At 53.7% G+C, this 18,805-nt stretch carries 18 protein-coding genes and 1 other annotated feature; of the genes, 5 read left to right on the forward strand and 13 right to left on the reverse strand.

Annotated elements, in window-relative coordinates:
- Positions 1–37: 37 nt before the first annotated feature.
- Entirely contained in the window at positions 38–811 is a 774-nt protein-coding gene (gene yaaA / locus M2374_RS10960; RefSeq protein WP_096758380.1) for a peroxide stress protein YaaA, read from the forward strand.
- Positions 812–913: 102 nt separating this feature from the next.
- Here yaaA and thrC read toward each other — a convergent pair whose 3' ends face one another.
- The 6 genes from thrC to yjjY all read right to left on the reverse strand — a co-directional run bounded on the left by thrC (position 914) and on the right by yjjY (position 7,180).
- Entirely contained in the window at positions 914–2,200 is a 1,287-nt protein-coding gene (gene thrC, locus M2374_RS10965) for a threonine synthase (protein WP_096758381.1), read from the reverse strand.
- Positions 2,201–3,133 (reverse strand): homoserine kinase, encoded by a 933-nt coding sequence (gene thrB / locus M2374_RS10970; RefSeq protein ID WP_096758382.1) that lies wholly within the window; start codon positions 3,131–3,133, stop codon positions 2,201–2,203.
- Between the two features lies 1 nt (position 3,134).
- Complete coding sequence (gene thrA, locus M2374_RS10975) at positions 3,135–5,597, reverse strand: bifunctional aspartate kinase/homoserine dehydrogenase I (protein ID WP_137362037.1); 2,463 nt, start codon at positions 5,595–5,597, stop codon at positions 3,135–3,137.
- A 23-nt stretch (positions 5,598–5,620) separates the two neighbouring features.
- Positions 5,621–5,747 (reverse strand) — a sequence feature (Thr leader region).
- Positions 5,677–5,742, reverse strand: coding sequence for a thr operon leader peptide (thrL, locus tag M2374_RS10980; RefSeq protein WP_096759473.1), 66 nt, complete (start codon positions 5,740–5,742; stop codon positions 5,677–5,679). (Overlaps the previous feature by 66 nt.)
- Positions 5,748–5,953: 206 nt before the next feature.
- A complete protein-coding gene (locus M2374_RS10985; protein ID WP_115259514.1) occupies positions 5,954–6,640 on the reverse strand; it encodes a tRNA/rRNA methyltransferase in 687 nt (228 codons plus the stop codon).
- Between the two features lie 399 nt (positions 6,641–7,039).
- Positions 7,040–7,180 carry a protein YjjY gene (gene yjjY / locus M2374_RS10990; protein ID WP_001541509.1) on the reverse strand — a complete coding sequence of 47 codons (141 nt, stop codon included), beginning with the start codon at positions 7,178–7,180 and terminating at the stop codon, positions 7,040–7,042.
- Between the two features lie 95 nt (positions 7,181–7,275).
- Here yjjY and arcA point away from each other — a divergent pair, with 95 nt between their 5' ends.
- A complete protein-coding gene (arcA, locus tag M2374_RS10995; RefSeq protein ID WP_001194359.1) occupies positions 7,276–7,992 on the forward strand; it encodes a two-component system response regulator ArcA in 717 nt (238 codons plus the stop codon).
- Between the two features lie 60 nt (positions 7,993–8,052).
- On the opposite strand, the gene creD is transcribed toward arcA, so the two are convergent.
- From creD to creA, 4 genes are read right to left on the reverse strand one after another with little or no spacing between them, the layout of a single operon-like run.
- Positions 8,053–9,399, reverse strand: a complete 1,347-nt coding sequence (gene creD / locus M2374_RS11000; RefSeq protein ID WP_115259515.1) for a cell envelope integrity protein CreD — start codon at positions 9,397–9,399, stop codon at positions 8,053–8,055.
- A 57-nt stretch (positions 9,400–9,456) separates the two neighbouring features.
- On the reverse strand, positions 9,457–10,881 hold the full coding sequence (gene creC / locus M2374_RS11005; RefSeq protein WP_117342346.1) for a two-component system sensor histidine kinase CreC: 1,425 nt from the start codon (positions 10,879–10,881) through the stop codon (positions 9,457–9,459).
- Positions 10,881–11,570, reverse strand: coding sequence for a two-component system response regulator CreB (creB, locus tag M2374_RS11010; protein WP_096758387.1), 690 nt, complete (start codon positions 11,568–11,570; stop codon positions 10,881–10,883). The genes creC and creB overlap by 1 nt, the downstream gene beginning before the upstream one ends.
- Positions 11,571–11,582: 12 nt before the next feature.
- On the reverse strand, positions 11,583–12,056 hold the full coding sequence (creA, locus tag M2374_RS11015) for a protein CreA (protein ID WP_096758388.1): 474 nt from the start codon (positions 12,054–12,056) through the stop codon (positions 11,583–11,585).
- A gap of 211 nt (positions 12,057–12,267) precedes the next feature.
- Here creA and robA point away from each other — a divergent pair, with 211 nt between their 5' ends.
- Positions 12,268–13,137 carry an MDR efflux pump AcrAB transcriptional activator RobA gene (robA, locus tag M2374_RS11020; RefSeq protein ID WP_096758389.1) on the forward strand — a complete coding sequence of 290 codons (870 nt, stop codon included), beginning with the start codon at positions 12,268–12,270 and terminating at the stop codon, positions 13,135–13,137.
- Here robA and gpmB read toward each other — a convergent pair.
- On the reverse strand, positions 13,134–13,781 hold the full coding sequence (gpmB, locus tag M2374_RS11025) for a 2,3-diphosphoglycerate-dependent phosphoglycerate mutase GpmB (protein ID WP_096758390.1): 648 nt from the start codon (positions 13,779–13,781) through the stop codon (positions 13,134–13,136). The genes robA and gpmB overlap by 4 nt on opposite strands.
- Before the next feature lie 52 nt (positions 13,782–13,833).
- Here gpmB and yjjX point away from each other — a divergent pair, with 52 nt between their 5' ends.
- Entirely contained in the window at positions 13,834–14,349 is a 516-nt protein-coding gene (gene yjjX / locus M2374_RS11030) for an inosine/xanthosine triphosphatase (RefSeq protein WP_096758391.1), read from the forward strand.
- 49 nt (positions 14,350–14,398) lie between these two features.
- On the opposite strand, the gene trpR is transcribed toward yjjX, so the two are convergent.
- A complete protein-coding gene (trpR, locus tag M2374_RS11035; protein WP_096758392.1) occupies positions 14,399–14,725 on the reverse strand; it encodes a trp operon repressor in 327 nt (108 codons plus the stop codon).
- A gap of 88 nt (positions 14,726–14,813) precedes the next feature.
- Positions 14,814–16,751: a murein transglycosylase gene (gene sltY / locus M2374_RS11040; RefSeq protein WP_115259518.1), complete on the reverse strand. Its 1,938-nt coding sequence runs from the start codon at positions 16,749–16,751 to the stop codon at positions 14,814–14,816.
- 331 nt (positions 16,752–17,082) lie between these two features.
- Here sltY and ettA point away from each other — a divergent pair, with 331 nt between their 5' ends.
- Positions 17,083–18,750 carry an energy-dependent translational throttle protein EttA gene (ettA, locus tag M2374_RS11045; protein WP_096758394.1) on the forward strand — a complete coding sequence of 556 codons (1,668 nt, stop codon included), beginning with the start codon at positions 17,083–17,085 and terminating at the stop codon, positions 18,748–18,750.
- The last annotated feature ends 55 nt before the right edge of the window (positions 18,751–18,805 follow it).

The following is an 18,805-nucleotide window of genomic DNA, read 5'->3' on the forward strand; positions in this document are numbered from 1 at the left end:
TGCTACAGTCGCAGTAAATCTCCCGCAAGGACTGGATATGCTGATTCTGATTTCACCTGCAAAAACGCTCGACTACCAAAGTCCACTGGCCACCACGCGCCATACGCTGCCCGAGCTGCTGGACCATTCCCAGCAGCTTATCCACGAAGCGCGTCAGCTGTCTGCACCGCAAATAGGTAAGCTGATGGGGATAAGCGACAAGCTGGCGGACCTGAACGCCACCCGTTTCCACGACTGGCAACCTGACTTCACGCCCGATAATGCGCGTCAGGCCATCCTGGCGTTTAAAGGCGACGTCTACACTGGGCTGCAGGCAGACACCTTCAGCGAGGCCGATTTTGATTTCGCCCAACGGCATTTACGCATGTTGTCCGGGTTGTACGGCGTGCTGCGCCCGCTGGATCTGATGCAGCCTTACCGCCTCGAGATGGGCATTCGCCTTGCCAACACCAAAGGCAAAGATCTCTACCAGTTCTGGGGGGACATCATCACTGACAAGCTGAACGAAGCGCTGGAAGCACAAGGCGACAACGTGGTGATTAACCTCGCCTCGGATGAGTATTTTAAGTCCGTGAAACCGAAAAAACTGAACGCGGAGCTGATCAAACCGGTCTTCCTCGACGAGAAAAATGGCAAATTCAAAGTGATCAGTTTCTATGCTAAAAAAGCGCGCGGTCTGATGAGCCGCTATATCATTGAAAACCGCTTAACCCAGCCAGAACAGCTGACCGCCTTTAACAGCGAGGGCTATTTCTTTGATGAAGAAGCTTCCGATAAAGGCGAGTTGGTGTTTAAACGTCACGAGCACTAGTGTACATGCCGGATGGCGGCTAACGCCTTATCCGGCCTACGACACAAAACGAATGCCCGTAGGCCGGATAAGACGCGCTAGCGTCACCATCCGGCACAACAATTATCCGCGGGTCATCATCAGTTGACGCAGCGCGGCAAAATCAGCCGGTAGATGATGCGACAGCAGCGGCAAGTCCGCACGCTCCGCCAGCTCTTTTGGTAGATCCAGCGTCACATCAAGGATCTGTTCAACGCTTTCTTTAAACTTCGCCGGGTGCGCGGTCCCAAGGAACAGGCCATATTCGCCTGGGTTCAGTTGATCACGCAGCGCGCGGTACGCCACCGCCGCGTGCGGCTCTGAGGTGTAGCCAATCGCCTGCAGCTCACGCATCGTTTCCTCAGTGGTCGCATCGTCAACGGCCGCATAGCCCAGTTCGTTCAGACGCCAGATTTTACGACGGAACAGCTCTTCCACGCGCGGCCAGTTGTTCGGCTGGCTGACATCCATGGCATTCGATAAGGTCGCCTGGGTGGCTTTCGGCGCCCACTCGCCTTCTTCAAGGAAACGCGGAACCGTATCGTTGACATTGGTTGCCGCGATAAAACGCTTCACCGGCAAACCGAGTGATTTTGCCAGCAGTCCAGCGGTCAGATCGCCAAAGTTGCCGCTCGGTACAGAAACCACCAGCTGATTGCGCGCCTCCTGCGGCAGTTGCGCCACGGCCTCAAAGTAGTAGCAGATTTGCGCCAGCAACCGGCTGATGTTGATCGAGTTAGCCGAATTTAATCCCAGCGCCACCTTCAGTTCTTCGTCATCAAACGCCTGTTTCACCAGCGCCTGGCAGGCATCAAAATCACCGTCAATGGCGACAGTTTCAATGTTTCCACCCAGCGTACAGAACAGTTTTTCCTGTAACGGGCTGATCTTACCGTTAGGATAGAGGATCACCACGCGCACATTTTTCAGGCCATAAAAGGCATGCGCGACCGCCGCCCCGGTATCGCCGGACGTGGCCGTCAGGATGGTTACCGGCTTGTCGCCGCTGATGTGCGTCAGCATCTGCGCCATAAAGCGCCCGCCAAAGTCTTTAAAGGCCAGCGTCGGGCCGTGGAACAGCTCCAGACAACCGACATCCCCCGTCACCTGAGCAACCGGCGCAGGGAATGCAAACGCCGCGCGCACGCGATCTGCGAGGACGTCATTCGCTATTTCATCACCAATAAAGGCGGACAGGATCTTTGCGCTACGGCTGACAAAATCCAACTTCAGCATTTCATCGATTTCGGTCAGGCTAAATTCCGGCAGATCGTGCGGAAAAAATAACCCCTGTTTTCTACCCAACCCTTGGGTGACGGCCTGCGCGAAACTGACCTGCTCGTTATGATCTTTTAGATTGTAGAGTTTCATTTATTTTCCCAGTACCCGTGCGCCCGCCGTGTCCAGCCGGCAAATATGAACAAAGCCTTCCTGATTTTGCAGGTAATTTTTACCCAGCCAGTCTGCAACCCGCTGCGCCGTCTCCGGTTTATCGCACAGAGCAAACAGCGTCGGTCCAGAACCGGAAATACCACTGGCCACCGCGCCGATTTCCGCCACCGCCTGACGCGCCTGGCTGAAGCCGGGCAGCAAGCGGGTGCGATATGGCTCGGCAATCACATCTTTCATCAGCTTTGCCGCTAACCCTGGCTGACGGGAATAGCAAGCATGAATGAAGCCCGCCAGATGTCGCCCGTGGGCGATACAGTCCTGGCGACGGTATTGCGCCGGTAAAATCGCCCGCGCTTCAGCCGTTGAAACCTTAATTCCCGGATAGGCCAGCACCCACAACCACTCATCAAAGCCTGGCACCTGTTGGCTGATAATGCCGTTTTCCTCAATCATCAACTGCATACCGCCCAAAAAGCAAGGCGCCACATTATCGTAGTGAACACTGCCGGAGATACGCCCTTCCAGCTCACCCATGATCGCCAGCAGGCGGGTGTCGTTGAGCGGTTTACCGCAGTGCTCATTCATTGCCACCAGCGCGGCCACAACAGAACAGGCGCTGGAGCCTAAGCCGGAGCCAATCGGCATATTTTTTTCCAGCGTCATCGTCACCGGAACGGCTTTCCCCAGCTCCTGACAAAATCGCTCCCAGCACTGGTAGACGATATTTTCCCGCGGCTCTGACGGCAGTTTGCTCGCAAAGCGCCCCAGGTTGTTGAGGCTAAAGCTGTCAGCGGCTTCCACAGAGACAACATCACCTAACAAAGAACCATCAACGGGCGTAACCGCCGCCCCGAGCACATCAAACCCGACGCTCATATTGGCACTGGAAGCCGGGGCATAAACTCTCACCATGTTAAACTCCTAACTTCCATGAAAGGGTGCGTAGCAGATCGGCAAAGACGCCCGCCGCCGTGACATCATTACCTGCACCGTAACCACGCAGTACCAGCGGTAATGGCTGGTAGTAGTGACTGTAGAACGCCAGCGCGTTTTCGCCATTTTTCACTTTATACAGCGGATCGTTGCCATCCACTTCGGCGATTTTCACCCGACACACACCGTCTTCTTCGATATTGCCAACATAGCGCATGACTTTCCCCTCATCACGGGCTTTCGCCACGCGCGCGGCAAACGCATCATCAAGCTGCGACAGCTTAGCCATAAACGCAGAGACATCGCCAGAATCATCAAAATCTTGCGGTAACACCGGCTCAATAACGATATCGCTAAGCTCCAGCTCGCGACCGGTTTCGCGGGCGAGGATCAGCAGTTTGCGCGCCACATCCGTCCCGGAAAGGTCATCGCGTGGATCGGGCTCGGTATAGCCCATTTCGCGTGCCAGCGTGGTGGCTTGCGAGAAGCTCATGCCTTCATCCAGCTTGCCAAAAATAAACGACAGCGAACCGGACAGAATCCCCGAGAAGCGTTGCAGTTCATCACCTGCACTGAGCAGGTTTTGCAGGTTTTCGATAACCGGTAATCCCGCGCCAACGTTGGTGTCATAGAGGAATTTACGTCGGGACTTCGCGGCGGCAAAACGTAGCTGATGGTAGTAATCCATCGACGAGGTATTCGCCTTTTTATTCGGCGTCACGACGTGGAAGCCTTCGCGCAGGAAGTCCGCATACTGATCTGCCACGGCCTGACTTGACGTACAGTCCACAATCACCGGGTTAAGCAGATGGTATTCTTTCACCAGGCGAATTAAGCGACCGAGGTTGAAAGGTTCCTTGGCTTCCGCCAGCTCCGCCTGCCAGTTTTCCAGATTCAGACCGTGAACATGGGTCAGCAGGGCCTTCGAATTCGCCACCCCGCAAACGCGTAAATCAATATGCTTGCTCTTCAGCCAGGTTTGTTGCCGCTTAAGCTGTTCAAGCAGCGCAGACCCGACGCCACCGACGCCTATGACAAAGACTTCTATCACCTGATCGGTATTGAACAGCATCTGATGCGTCACGCGCACGCCGGTGGTGGCATCATCATTGTTCACCACCACCGAAATAGAGCGCTCAGACGAGCCCTGGGCGATAGCCACGATATTGATGTTGGCACGCGCCAGCGCGGCAAAGAATTTTGCGGAGATACCGCGCAGTGTACGCATACCGTCGCCAACTACTGAGATGATCGCCAGGCGCTCAGTGACCGCCAGCGGCTCCAGCAGTCCTTCTTTCAACTCGAGGTAGAATTCATCCTGCATCGCACGCTGTGCACGCGCACAGTCGCCCTGCGGGACGCAGAAGCTGATGCTGTATTCAGAAGACGACTGGGTGATCAGTACCACCGAAATCCCTGCGCGAGACATCGCGGCAAACACGCGGGCCGCCATGCCGACCATCCCTTTCATTCCCGGACCCGACACGCTGAACATCGCCATATTGTTGAGATTCGAAATGCCTTTTACCGGCAGATCATCTTCATCGCGGCTGGCGCCAATCAGCGTACCCGGCGCTTGCGGGTTACCGGTATTTTTAATCAGGCAAGGGATCTGGAACTGGGCAATCGGGGTAATGGTGCGCGGGTGAAGCACTTTGGCGCCGAAATAAGACAGCTCCATCGCTTCCTGATAAGACATTGACTTCAGCAGTCTGGCATCGGGGACCTGACGCGGGTCGCAGGTATACACGCCGTCAACGTCCGTCCAGATCTCACAGCAGTCTGCACGCAAACAGGCAGCCAGCACGGCGGCGGAGTAATCAGAGCCGTTACGTCCCAGCACCACCAGCTCACCTTTTTCATTCCCGGCGGTAAAGCCTGCCATCAACACCATATGGTCTGCCGGAATACGGCTGGCGGCAATTCGACGCGTAGACTCGGTAATATCAACGGTCGATTCGAGGTAATGGCCCACCGCTAACAGTTTCTCAACCGGATCAATAACCGTCACTTTGTGGCCACGTGCTTCCAGCAGCCCGGCCATAATTGCGATCGACATTTTTTCACCACGGCAGATAAGCGCGGCGTTGATGCTGTCCGGGCACTGTCCCAGCAGGCTGATGCCGTGCAGGACATGCTTAATTTGGGCAAATTCTTGTTCAACAAAGGCTTTGAGTTGCGCCAGCGGGAAACCGGGCTGAACCGCGGCAAGACCGACCAAAAGCTCAGAGAAAATACGTTCGGCGTCGCTGATATTGGCTAAAGCATCCTGGCCACCGATGGTCTTCTCAATCATCGCCACCAGATGGTTAGTGATTTTTGCCGGGGCAGAGAGGACGGTCGCAACCTGCCCCTGCCTGGCATTGCTTTCCAGAATATCGGCAACCCGCAGAAAGCGCTCTGCATTTGCCACTGATGTACCGCCAAACTTCAACACTCGCATGGTTTACCTCGTTGCCTCTGGTCGAAAAAAAAGCCCGCACTATTTAGGTGCGGGCTTTTTTCTGTGTTTCCTGTACGCGTCAGCCCGCACCGTTACCTGTGGTAATGGTGATGGTTGTAGTAATGGTGGTGCCGATGCGTTTCATGATGTTGTGTGCTCTGTAATTATTATCTGTCTGTGCTCTATTCTTTTAGGGTTAAAGTATCTCGTGACCTAAGTCAATAAATTTCTAAATTGATCACGTTCCGAAACTTGTTCACGAGTCACTGCTTACCGTTTTACTTTCAACCAATACGGCGCGTCAGGCACGCTTGAAGTCAGAATAAAAAACCCACAAAGAATAGATTGGCAATATTTTATTTTGTGATATTTTTTTCAATATCATGTAAAAAACGGTGCAACATTGCCGTGTCTCGCTGTCCTAACAGGCCCATTCGTTGTTGCAACCAGTCCGTGAGTTTGATGTCATCGGCAACATCCAGCGTGGTCAATAAACGTAAAACACGCGTCCGTAATGCCTGGAGCTGAAGCTCATCCGTCACCTCAGCGGTTTTAGCGGGCTGTTGTATTAAACCGGCTAATTGATAGCAATACACCATCACCGCCTGCCCCAAATTCAGTGAAGGATAGTCAGCCACCATCGGTACGCCGGTCAACACGTCTGCCAGCGCCAGTTCTTCATTCGTCAGGCCAGAATCCTCACGGCCAAAAACCAGCGCAGCGTGATCCATCCACGCCGATTTTTCCTCCAGCAACGGAACCAATTCGACCGGAGTAGCGTAATAATGAAACTTTGCGCGACTGCGCGCCGTGGTAGCAACGGTAAAATCCACGTCGTGCAGCGCCTCGGCTAACGTTGTAAAAACGTTAATATTATCAATAATGTCACCCGAACCGTGGGCCACCCAGCGCGTGGCCGGTTCCAGGTGTGCCTGACTGTCAACGATCCGCAACTCGGTGAATCCCATGGTTTTCATCGCACGGGCTGCCGCACCAATATTTTCCGCTCTGGCAGGGGCCACCAGAATAATTGTTAAACGCATTTTGCTACTCTTTTTGGTCAGTTTGCCGATAATAATGTGATGCACATCAACATATTACGCAGCGCGAATTTACATATTTTTAACAGAGATCACTGAAAAAGCATTTTACATTAAGTAAAAAATGCTAAACTGTTTCGTACCTGTACTATTGCTTTTTATGTTAACAGAAGTTGCATATCCTTCTGTTTATTCATGATAATTTAATTTAAAATGGATCTCATTCGTAGGATTCATTACATTTATTAGTTAGCACGTGCAACTAGTTGTATTATTGCAATTTTGTGATGAAAGCTAACATTTGGATACGATGATTTCATCAAACTGTTAACGTGCTACAATTGAACTTGATATATGTCAACGAAGCGTAGTTTTATTGGGTGTCCGGTACGTCTTAGCCTGTTATGTTGCTGTTAAAATGGTTAGGATGACAGCCGTTTTTGACACTGTCGGGTCCAGAGGGAAAGTGCCCACGACCAAGCTAATGATGTTGTTGACGTTGATGGAAAGTGCATCAAGAACGCAATTACGTACTTTAGTCATGTTACGCCGATCATGTTAATTTACGACATGCATCAGGCAGGTCAGGGACTTTTGTACTTCCTGTTTCGATTTAGTTGGCAATTTAGGTAGCAAACATGCAGACCCCGCACATTCTTATCGTTGAAGACGAGTTAGTAACACGTAACACGTTGAAAAGCATTTTCGAAGCGGAAGGCTATGATGTATTCGAGGCGACAGATGGCGCGGAAATGCATCAGATCCTCTCTGAATATGACATCAACCTTGTGATTATGGATATCAATCTGCCAGGTAAAAACGGTCTTCTGTTAGCGCGCGAACTCCGCGAACAAGCTAACGTTGCGCTGATGTTCCTGACGGGCCGCGATAACGAAGTCGATAAAATTCTCGGCCTCGAAATCGGCGCGGATGATTACATCACCAAACCGTTTAACCCGCGTGAACTGACTATCCGTGCTCGTAACTTGCTGTCCCGTACCATGAACCTGGGCACGGTCAGCGAAGAACGTCGTAGCGTCGAAAGCTACAAGTTCAATGGTTGGGAACTGGACATCAACAGCCGTTCTCTGATCGGTCCTGACGGCGAGCAGTATAAACTGCCACGCAGCGAATTCCGTGCCATGCTTCACTTCTGTGAGAATCCGGGCAAGATCCAGTCTCGCGCAGAACTGCTGAAAAAAATGACCGGTCGCGAACTGAAGCCGCATGACCGTACCGTTGACGTGACTATCCGTCGTATTCGTAAGCATTTCGAATCTACGCCGGATACGCCAGAAATCATCGCCACCATTCACGGTGAAGGCTATCGTTTCTGCGGCGACCTGCAGGATTAATCTCATCCTTGCGGGAACAAAAACGGCGCGTAAAGCGCCGTTTTTCATTTTATCTCCACCCTACTTCCACAAACGAAATTCATCGTTTTCCACGGGTTGCGTCTCTTTTGCTTTGGGCCGAGCCAGTGCGTGCCAGTCAAGATGACGCGTCAGGAACATAATCCCGCACAGTGCCAATAACAGCACGCCGGTTCCCAGTAGCAAAGAACTGTCCTGCGAACGCAGTAACACCCACATCACCCCGTCCAGTGCCAACAGCGCCAGGGTGAACAGAATACTGTTACGCCACCCTTGTAATACCGCCTGTAAATACACGCCGTTCATCAGGGCACCAATCAGGCTGGCAATAATCCACGCCGCGGTAAAACCAATATGTTCTGACAGTGCCAGCAACAGCAGATAAAACATCACCAGCGATAACCCTACCAACAGATACTGCATGGGGTGCAGGCGCAGACTGGTCATACTCTCAAGCACAAAGAAAGACATAAAAGTCAGTACGATCAGTAAGATGGCATACTTCGTTGCTCTGTCGGTCAGCTGATATTGATCGGCCGGTGTAGCTACCGCCACGCTAAACGCTGGCATTCCCTGCCAGCCAATTTTTTCCCCATCAAAACGATCACCGAGGTTATTGGCAAACCAGCTGCTTTGCCATTGGGCCGTAAACCCTGATGCACTAACTTCACGCTTCGTGGGCAAAAAATCCCCCAGAAAATTGGGATGCGGCCAGTTACTGGTTAGGGTCATTTCGCTGTTACGTCCAATGGGGACAACGGAAAAATCCCCGGTACCGTTCAGATTAAGCGACAGCGCCAGACTAAGGTTTTGCTTCGTCCATTCCGCATCCGGCAGCGGAATGTGGATCCCCTGCGCACGCCCATCAAGCCCCGTTCCCGGCTCAACGGCCAGCGACGTCCCGTTAATCTGCGGCACTTTCACCACGCCAATCCCGCGTGCGTCGCCGACGCCAACCACAATAAACGGTTTCCCTAACGTTATATTAGGGTGATGCAATTCACTCAGCCGTTCCGCATTGAACTCCGCGTTCAACGACACATCGTTATGCCAGACCTGGCCCTCATAAATGCCGACTTTACGTCCTTCAACATTTTGATTGCCCTCAACCATCAACGACTCCGGCAGCCAGAAATGGATATAGCTGCGCTTTTGCGAGACTTCTTTACCGTCTTCCAGCGAGGTATAAAGTTCGGTCACGGGGATAGCAATTAGCGGCCCAACTAACTTCTGCGGCCCACTGGTACTCTGCCGGATAGCATCTTCGACCTCATTACGGTAATCCGATCGCTCAACGATTATCTGCCTGACCATCGTCAGAGGAATTAACAGCAACAGCATGGCGCCACCTAAGGTGACGATTTTCCAGAATAGGGGGGATTTCAACATAGCGTTCTCCTTTGCAATGACGACAAGGTAGAACGGCTATGTGCGCAGAATTTGAAGTTATGTGAAGTGACGGTGAAGTGTGAACGACGCCTGTACCCCGCCTTCGGGGCGATTACTCAGCGTCACATCGCCGTCAAACAGACGGGCGACTTCGCTGACAAACGCCAGCCCCAGACCGCTGCTCTTGTGACCATTCTTGCGGGGCAGTGAATAAAATCGTTCAAAAATGCGCGGTAACGCAAAATCAGGGATCCCGCTGCCGCAGTCCGTCACCTGCAATGAGACCTTTTCTCCTTGCTGCTGCGCACTCAGGACAATGGTCCCCTGTTCAGGGGTAAAGTCGATGGCGTTATCCAGCAGATTACCCATGGCCTGCTCCAGCAGCGCAGGTTCAGCCGCAACCACCCATGATGAGGGCACAATGTTGAGCGTGATATGTTTAGCAGCCAACTGGACGCTACGCGACTCGCGCAACTGAGCAAACAGTACATCAACCGCAACGGGCGTAAACGCAACATCCTGCCGGTTTTCCAGCCGCGCCTGGCGCAACAGGGTTTCGACCAGTGCCTGCATACGCGCATTTTGCGTCAGAATATTTTCGGTAAAACGTGCCACCACGTCAGGTGGCGGCCCTTCACGTAAAATCTCCGCCGCGCCACGAATAGCCGCCAGCGGGCTTTTCAGTTCATGGGTTAAGGCATACACATACTGCTCAATGTAATTCTTACCCTCCAGCTTCAGGCGCATACTTTCCAGCGCCTGCGCCAGTTTTCGCAATTCACTGCTGCCTAAATCCGGTAACGCGACGGGCCGATTCTCCGTCACCGAGTCAGCATAGCGCGCCAGGCGGGCAATAGAGCGGTTGATCCACCATACCATTCCCACGCCAATCACTAATGCGATCCCCAGCAACACCGCGCTCGCCCACAGCATCCGCCGCTCGCTGCGTTTAATTACCGGTGCCATTGCCGCATTGGGCTTCCCGACGCTAAGCACCCCAATAATGCGCTCACCGTCGATAATCGGTGCCGCAACGTACATCACCGAGCTTTCCGGGTCAGCCGGATTTTGCAGCGTACTGCGCGCACCATATTGCCCGCGCAGCGTTAACCACACGTCGTTCCAGCGGGAATAATCTTCCCCTACTGCTTTATTGGCGGAATCAAACAACACCTTGCCCTGAGCATCAGTCATGTAGACGTGATACTCATTGCGCACTTTGTTAATGCCGCTGATGTTGGCACGAAAAGGGCGGTTATGCAGTTGCGAGAAGGCCTGCGCCAACTTGCCGTTGGCAGCAGAGCCAGAGAGTACGTCGTCGCGTGCCAGCGCCGCTAACAGCGTGGCGGTGTCAATCAGCGTGCCTTCGGTGGCCCGGCGTACGCCAGGTTTAATCTCCTGCACAAAAATAGACAGAACAAACCAGGCGGCAACGGCGACAATCAAAAAGTAGCCCAGCAGCAGTCGCATGCCAATGCGCATCAGGCGTTCCTCAGGCTGTATCCCATCCCGCGATGCGTGTTAATCGGCGAGAGATCCGGATTAATAGCCCGCAGTTTGGCGCGCAGTGTTTTGATGTGCGTGTCCACCGTTCTGTCGTAGGTATCCTGCGCATCGGCCCAAACTAAATCCATCAGTTGCTGGCGCGAGTAGATACGCCCCGGCGACATCAGCAAGGTTTTCAGCAACAGGAACTCATAGCGCGTCAGGTTTAACGGACAGCCAAACCACGCAATCTGCGCGGCGGGTTCATTGAGTTCAAAATTGCCAAAACGCGCTGCCGATGGCGGTGCTGCAAATTTCCTCACCCGCCGCAGCAGCGTGCGCACTCGGGCGCACACCTCGCGCGGCGAGAAGGGTTTGGCGACGTAATCATCCGCGCCGATCTCCAGACCTAACAGGCGGTCCACTTCATCGCTGCGGGCGGTCAGAAAAAGAACCGGCAGCGCCGGGTGGCGCTCCAGCAGACGTCGGCACAGTTCAAAACCGCTGATATCAGGCAGTCCGACGTCGAGGATTATCGCATCCGGGCATCGCTGACGCGCGCTTTCCAGCACCGGCAGTCCACGCTCAAACGCTTCCACGCTAAAACCTTCCTGTTGCAGCATGTAGATAAGCGTATCCGCGATACCCTGCTCATCCTCAACCAACCAGATCAACGCCTGTTGCATTTTGCTTCCTTGTTACTGCCGCCACGGCATGATGGGCACCGCGCTGATGGCATTTTTCGGCGAACCGTCGACAACCTTGTCGGAATAGGCCAGATACGCCAGCGTGTTGCGTTTTTCATCATAAAAACGCACCACCTGTAATGATTTAAACACCAGCGACGTCCGTTTCTTAAAGACGACTTCGCCCTGCGCTTTACCGTTCTTGATTCTGTCACTCAGCTCAACCGGCCCCACTTGCTGGCAGGAAATGGCGGCATCGGAGGTATCTTCAGCCAGCCCTAACCCGCCCTTAATGCCACCGGTTTTTGCGCGGCTAACATAGCAGGTCACATTGGTTACATCGGGATCGTCAAACGCTTCGACGACGATTTTATGATCCGGCCCAAACATTTTAAATACCGTATCGACAGAACCAATCTGCTCCGCATGGGCCACCTGCGCCAACAACAGCAAAATTGAGGAAATGACTAAGCTCTTATATTTCATATTGTTACCATTTTTAAAAGTTGCCCTGAGCAATTATTCAACATTCTAAAATAAAATGTATACAGATCACAGGATTACAATAATCACGCTTTCGTATGTCCGAAAACAGCATTTATGAGCAAAAAAAACACTGAATGCTAAAACAGCAAAAAATGCTATTATCCTCTTACCTGACGTCAGGTACTCGCTGTTGAAAGGATGAGGATATTTTATGGATCAGGCTGGCATTATTCGCGACCTATTAATCTGGCTGGAAGGTCATCTGGATCAGCCTCTGTCGCTTGACAATGTGGCGGCAAAAGCAGGCTATTCCAAGTGGCATCTGCAGAGAATGTTTAAGGACGTGACGGGCCACGCTATTGGTGCCTACATCCGCGCCCGTCGTTTATCGAAGTCCGCTGTGGCGCTACGCCTGACTGCGCGTCCGATTCTGGATATTGCCCTGCAATACCGTTTTGACTCTCAACAGACGTTTACCCGTGCGTTCAAAAAACAATTCGCTCAGACGCCTGCACTGTACCGCCGCTCGCCGGAATGGAGCGCTTTTGGTATTCGCCCACCGATGCGACTCGGGGAATTTGCGATGCCAGCGCATCAGTTCGTGACGCTGGAAGACACGCAGTTGCTCGGCACCACGCAAAGCTACTCTTGCTCGCTGGAACAGATTTCCGACTTCCGTCATGAAATGCGTATTCAGTTCTGGCGCGACTTCCTGAGCCAGGCTCCTGCCATTCCGCCGGTGCTGTACGGACTCAACGAAACGCGTCCGAGTTTTGAAAAAGATGACGAGCAGGAAGTCTTCTATACCACCGCACTCACACCGGAACAGGCCAGCGGCTATGTACCGTCCGCGCAGCCAATCCTGTTGCAGGGCGGCGAATATGTCATGTTTACCTATGAAGGCCTGGGAACGGGCGTGCAGGAATTTATTCTGACAGTGTATGGCACCTGTATGCCAATGCTGAACCTGACCCGTCGTAAAGGTCAGGATATAGAGCGATACTACCCGGCAGAAGATGCCAAAGCAGGCGATCGCCCTATTAACCTACGCTGCGAATTCCTGATTCCTATTCGCCGTTAACGCTGTAGCTCATCCAACGCAGGGGCGTCCAGATGCGAGATATCCCCTGCCGTTTCGACCACCCAACCCGGCGCAAGCCATAAACTTTCCTGATAATCGACGCGGGAAATCGAGCAGTTGCGCAGACGCAGCCGACGCTCAGCCCAAGCGGGCAGTCCCAGAATCGTACTCACCAGGCAACCCAGCGCAATACCGTGGCTTACCAGCAATGGGCGGCTCCCTTGCGGCAGTTCCAGACAAGATGCCAGCGCGGCGTTAACACGATCGGCCAGTTCCTGCATGGATTCCCCATCCGGAATACGACCATCAACCGTGCCGTTGACTAACTGGCGACGCCAGCCCTCTTCCTCTGGCGTCAGAGAGTCGATGTGGCGCTTTTCCAGCACCCCCATATTCAGCTCGCGCAGGCGGGCGTCGAAGGTGATATCACAGCCACACGCCTGGGCGATGATTTCTGCGGTGCGTCGTGTACGACCTAAATCGCTACTGATGACGTGAGTAATGCCAAGCGAGCGGGCGCGTTCGCCAACCTGCATAGCTTGCTGTTCACCTTTAGCGGTCAGCGGGCTGTCTGACTGGCCTTGAATACGTCGCTCGGCGTTCCACTGCGTTTCACCGTGGCGAACAAGGTATACCTGTAACATGCGTTTTTTCCGTTATACTGCGATGCGATGAATTTTCAAACTGAGCTTAATTATGCACAAGGTTATCTCTGCGACCACCAATCCTGCCAAAATTCAGGCAATTCTTCGGGCATTTGAAGAGATTTTCGGTGAAGGATCCTGCCATATTGAACCCGTCGCCGTCGAGAGCGGTGTGCCGGAACAACCTTTTGGAAGTCAGGAAACGCGCACTGGCGCACGAAATCGCATAGATAACGCACGCCGCCTGCATCCGCAGGCCGATTTCTGGGTGGCCATTGAAGCTGGCATTGACGATGACGCGACCTTCAGCTGGGTGGTGATTGATAATGGCGTTCAGCGCGGTGAAGCGCGTTCCGCTACGCTGCCGCTGCCGGCGGTGATTCTCGACAGAGTCCGTCAGGGAGAAGCGCTCGGTCCGGTGATGTCACAGTACACAGGCATTGACGAGATAGGCCGTAAAGAAGGGGCGATTGGCGTGTTTACCGCCGGGAAGTTAACCCGTGCCAGCGTCTATCACCAGGCGGTGATCCTGGCGCTCAGCCCGTTCCATAACGCGGTGTATCGGTAATTATTTGCGCTACGTTATAGGCCTGATAAGCACTGCGCCATCAGGCAATTCAATCTTTTCCGAGCAGCACCTGTTCCAGCCACTGACGCAGCTCGACCGGCGCAGTTTTGAGGCTATTGGACCCACGCGTTATGGTCGCAATACCGGCCCCAAGCTCGTTTTTCAACTCGCGTTGGCTCATCTCGCCGCGCAGCAGTTCTTCAATAATGCGCACGCGAGTCCCCAGCGCTTCGCGCTCATCAGGCGTTAACATCAAATTGAGCAATGGCTGGTGTAAATCTTGCTCATAAGCGTGTTTAAGCAGGTCGACAAAACGTAACCACTCCTGGTGACGCTGTTCTGCCATCTCTGCTGAATAGGGTGATTGCTGAGTCATAAGATATCGCCATCGTTGCGGGGGAGGCGCGATTGCCTCCCCCTTTGTACTCTTTAACGAGTACGATAGCATAACACACTCACCACGATCAGTAACGGCGTTGCCATTCTGCGTCGTTCATCAATTCCGGCTTATCACCGAGGAAGTAACGATAGTAGGCATCGTAAGCCAGCACGTTTTTCACGTACCCACGGGTCTCGGAGAACGGGATGCTTTCTACAAAGGCCACCGCGTCAATGCGCCCTGCACTGTTGCCAAGCCAGGTACGAACGCGACCCGGTCCGGCGTTATAGGCTGCTGAAGCAAAGATGCGGTTATTGCCAAACTGTTGATACACATACTGTAAATAGCTGGTGCCGATGTTGATATTGGTCTCAGGATCCAACAGCTGATTAGGACTGCTGTAACCCGGAATCGAGAACATCTTCACTGTATGCGTCGCCGTACCCGGCATAATTTGCATCAACCCGCTGGCACCCACCGGCGATTTTACCTTCGGGTTCCAGGCACTTTCCTGACGGGCAATGGCCATCGCGTAGCTTGGCTGAATGTCTTTCCCGCTGGTGTAACGGGTAAACAGATCTTTGTAGGCCAGCGGGAAACGCTCTTCCAGATGATCCCAGAGTTTGCCAGCGATCGTGGCCTGCACGCTCAGATCCCACCAGTGGTTGTTAAACGCATAACGCGCCAGCTGCGCCTGCTCAGACTTGGTGCGGCTGGTGACCAGATTCGCCCACTCGCTGCGCGCGGTGTTGTCCATGTTCCAGTACATCAACTCACGTACGCGCGCCATCTCCGGTCCCTGCGTCAGGGCAGCGTCAACATCCGCAGGCGCTTTGTCGATTTTCAGCGTGTATTCTTCACCAAGGCGCTGTGCCGCCACCATCGGATAGAAGCCACGCTGCTGCATCAGCGCATGCAGGATCTCTTTCGCTTCGGCGTCACGTCCACGCTCCAGCAGCAGATCCGCCTGCCAGTAACGCCATTCATCTTTTTCCTTCGCGTCCATCGGCAGGCGCGCCAGCCAGGTATTCAGCCCTCGACGATCGCCAGTTCCCAGCGCCATCCGCACGCGGCGCTCCACAAGCGTGGTGGATTGTGAGCGCATAATCGCGTCATCGCGCCATTTGGCCTGCTCGTCAGTAACGTCGTTGCCCATCAGACGCCAGGCGACGATATCGCGCAGCTCCTGAGTTTGATCGTCATTTAACTGCTGCGCCTGCGCCAATGAAGGGATCATCAAACGTGCATTTTCCGCGTCCTGACGCGCTACGCTGGCAAACGCCACCGCCGCCATCTGACGGGTAAAATCCGTAGCGCCGGTGGTGCGCGCAAACGTCATCACCGAATTAGGGTTATTTGCCAGTGCAATAATCGCTGAAGCAATGGTCTGATAATCCGCTGGCATTTGTCCGGCCAGCGCGGTAACCAGTCCGGTATTACCCGCCTTCATCGCCAGGCGAATACGTTCAAGATACGCTAACGGATCCTGAGTCCCCGATGCCCGCCATACGCCGAATAATTTGTCACAGGCGTTAGGCTGACTCTTCCCGGTCAGCCAAAGATCTTTTGCACCTTGCCAGGCTTCTTCGGCCTGCCCGGTACTCCATTTCGCATAGTAGTAATTACATTGCGCTTCGGTGGTGCCGGGCTTATCCGGGCTGAATGCTAACAACCCTCGCCAGTCTTCCCGACGTGCCAGTTCGTTCACGAAGCGCGATTGCAACGTGCGTGCAGGCGGCAGCGTTGGATTAGCGCGCACAAAATTGGTGACGGTAACGGTGGGCTGATTCATCAGATCGTCAGTAATCTGGCGATATTCAAGGTAGGGATACAGAGGGTAGCTTTTCAGGCCCGGCATCATCTGCTCGACGACGTCCATCTGCCGGTTATCCCAGGCCTGCTTAATTTGTGCATAGCGATTGCGCTGTTCATCCAGAGAATCCGCTCGCGCCACTTGACTGACCGTCAGCAGACATACGCTGGCTGCCAGCAGGCGCCAGGCTACGTGTTTGGCTTTGTCCACAAGCTCTTCCTCTTATCGTGTTACGACTGTGCAGCATCATGCCGCTTAATAGATTCATGCTAATCAGACATTGCAGAAAGTGCCACGTTCCGGACACTTTTTTACTTTTGTTGCGAGTGAGATCTGCTGGCTGGGATTGAGCAATGAAAAAGGCTACACTTCGCCTTTGATAACTATTCATCACCCTACTCAAAATCATTCTGGCTGCATCAAGGCGGCAAGAGAGAAAATCCCTGCGAGCATAGATGGCTATGTGACCAGGGTTTTCGAATGCAGCCAACACAGAGGCAGCCTGAAGGATGAAGAGTATATAAAAGAGGCGAAGTCCAACGTGGCTCAATTCGTTTATACCATGCATCGTGTCGGCAAAGTCGTTCCGCCGAAACGTCATATTCTTAAAAACATCTCTCTGAGCTTCTTCCCGGGTGCCAAAATCGGTGTACTCGGTCTGAACGGCGCGGGTAAATCCACCCTGCTGCGCATCATGGCCGGTATTGATACCGACATCGAGGGCGAAGCTCGTCCACAGCCGGGCCTCAAGATCGGTTACCTGCCTCAGGAGCCGAAGCTGAATCCGGAACATACCGTGCGTGAGTCCGTTGAAGAAGCGGTCGCCGACGTGGTTAACGCCCTGAAAGGCCTGGATGAAGTGTACGCGAAGTACGCCGAGCCGGATGCCGACTTCGATAAGCTTGCCGCACAGCAGGGTAAATTCGAAGAAATCATTCAGGCACACGACGGCCACAACCTGAACGTACAGCTGGAGCGCGCAGCTGACGCACTCCGTCTGCCGGACTGGGATGCCAAAATTGAGAAGCTGTCCGGGGGTGAACGCCGCCGCGTCGCGCTGTGCCGCCTGCTGCTGGAAAAACCAGACATGCTGCTGCTCGACGAACCGACCAACCACCTGGATGCAGAATCCGTGGCATGGCTGGAACGCTTCCTGCACGACTTCGAAGGGACCGTGGTGGCAATTACCCACGACCGTTACTTCCTCGATAACGTGGCTGGCTGGATCCTGGAGCTTGACCGTGGTGAAGGTATTCCGTGGGAAGGTAACTACTCTTCCTGGCTGGAGCAGAAAGATCAGCGTCTGGCGCAGGAAGCCTCTCAGGAAGCGGCTCGCCGTAAATCCATTGAGAAAGAGCTGGAGTGGGTACGCCAGGGTGCAAAAGGCCGTCAGTCGAAGGGTAAAGCCCGTCTGGCACGCTTTGAAGAGCTCAACAATACCGAATACCAGAAGCGTAACGAAACCAACGAACTGTTTATCCCACCAGGACCTCGTCTGGGCGATAAAGTCGTTGAGGTTACCAACCTGCGTAAATCCTACGGCGACCGCGTCCTGATCGACGACCTGAGCTTCTCGGTACCGAAAGGCGCTATCGTCGGGATCATCGGTCCGAACGGCGCGGGTAAATCCACCCTGTTCCGCATGCTCTCCGGTGAAGAACAGCCAGATAGCGGCACCATTGAACTGGGTGAAACCGTGAAACTGGCCTCCGTTGACCAGTTCCGTGACGCAATGGATAACAGCAAAACCGTGTGGGAAGAAGTGTCCGGCGGGCTGGATATCATGAAGATCGGCAACACCGAAATGCCAAGCCGCGCTTACGTAGGCCGCTTCAACTTCAAAGGTGTTGATCAGGGTAAACGCGTCGGCGAGTTGTCCGGTGGTGAGCGTGGTCGTCTGCACCTGGCGAAGCTGCTGCAGGTTGGCGGCAACATGCTGCTGCTCGATGAACCGACCAACGACCTGGATATCGAAACCCTGCGCGCGCTGGAAAACGCCCTGCTGGAGTTCCCGGGCTGCGCAATGGTTATCTCGCACGACCGTTGGTTCCTCGACCGTATTGCCACCCACATTCTGGATTACCAGGATGAAGGCAAAGTCGAGTTCTTCGAAGGTAACTTTACTGAATACGAAGAGTACAAGAAACGCACGCTGGGCGCAGATGCGCTGGAACCGAAGCGTATCAAGTACAAGCGTATTTCTAAGTAATTGCCGTTAAGTGCCGGATGGCGCTGTGCGTGTCCGGCCTACGAGGTGAGTGCAA

Origin of the sequence: Citrobacter sp. JUb117 (genome assembly GCF_024809055.1) — a bacterium.
GTDB lineage: Bacteria > Pseudomonadota > Gammaproteobacteria > Enterobacterales > Enterobacteriaceae > Citrobacter > Citrobacter gillenii.

What these genes read in the sequence shown, in the direction of transcription:
- yaaA (WP_096758380.1), top strand. Translation starts at nt 38, where the DNA reads ATGCTGATTCTGATTTCACCTGCAAAAACGCTCGACTACCAAAGTCCA.
- thrC (WP_096758381.1), bottom strand. Translation starts at nt 2,200, where the DNA reads ATGAAACTCTACAATCTAAAAGATCATAACGAGCAGGTCAGTTTCGCG.
- thrB (WP_096758382.1), bottom strand. Translation starts at nt 3,133, where the DNA reads ATGGTGAGAGTTTATGCCCCGGCTTCCAGTGCCAATATGAGCGTCGGG.
- thrA (WP_137362037.1), bottom strand. Translation starts at nt 5,597, where the DNA reads ATGCGAGTGTTGAAGTTTGGCGGTACATCAGTGGCAAATGCAGAGCGC.
- M2374_RS10985 (WP_115259514.1), bottom strand. Translation starts at nt 6,640, where the DNA reads ATGCGTTTAACAATTATTCTGGTGGCCCCTGCCAGAGCGGAAAATATT.
- yjjY (WP_001541509.1), bottom strand. Translation starts at nt 7,180, where the DNA reads ATGACTAAAGTACGTAATTGCGTTCTTGATGCACTTTCCATCAACGTC.
- arcA (WP_001194359.1), top strand. Translation starts at nt 7,276, where the DNA reads ATGCAGACCCCGCACATTCTTATCGTTGAAGACGAGTTAGTAACACGT.
- creD (WP_115259515.1), bottom strand. Translation starts at nt 9,399, where the DNA reads ATGTTGAAATCCCCCCTATTCTGGAAAATCGTCACCTTAGGTGGCGCC.
- creC (WP_117342346.1), bottom strand. Translation starts at nt 10,881, where the DNA reads ATGCGCATTGGCATGCGACTGCTGCTGGGCTACTTTTTGATTGTCGCC.
- creB (WP_096758387.1), bottom strand. Translation starts at nt 11,570, where the DNA reads ATGCAACAGGCGTTGATCTGGTTGGTTGAGGATGAGCAGGGTATCGCG.
- creA (WP_096758388.1), bottom strand. Translation starts at nt 12,056, where the DNA reads ATGAAATATAAGAGCTTAGTCATTTCCTCAATTTTGCTGTTGTTGGCG.
- robA (WP_096758389.1), top strand. Translation starts at nt 12,268, where the DNA reads ATGGATCAGGCTGGCATTATTCGCGACCTATTAATCTGGCTGGAAGGT.
- gpmB (WP_096758390.1), bottom strand. Translation starts at nt 13,781, where the DNA reads ATGTTACAGGTATACCTTGTTCGCCACGGTGAAACGCAGTGGAACGCC.
- yjjX (WP_096758391.1), top strand. Translation starts at nt 13,834, where the DNA reads ATGCACAAGGTTATCTCTGCGACCACCAATCCTGCCAAAATTCAGGCA.
- trpR (WP_096758392.1), bottom strand. Translation starts at nt 14,725, where the DNA reads ATGACTCAGCAATCACCCTATTCAGCAGAGATGGCAGAACAGCGTCAC.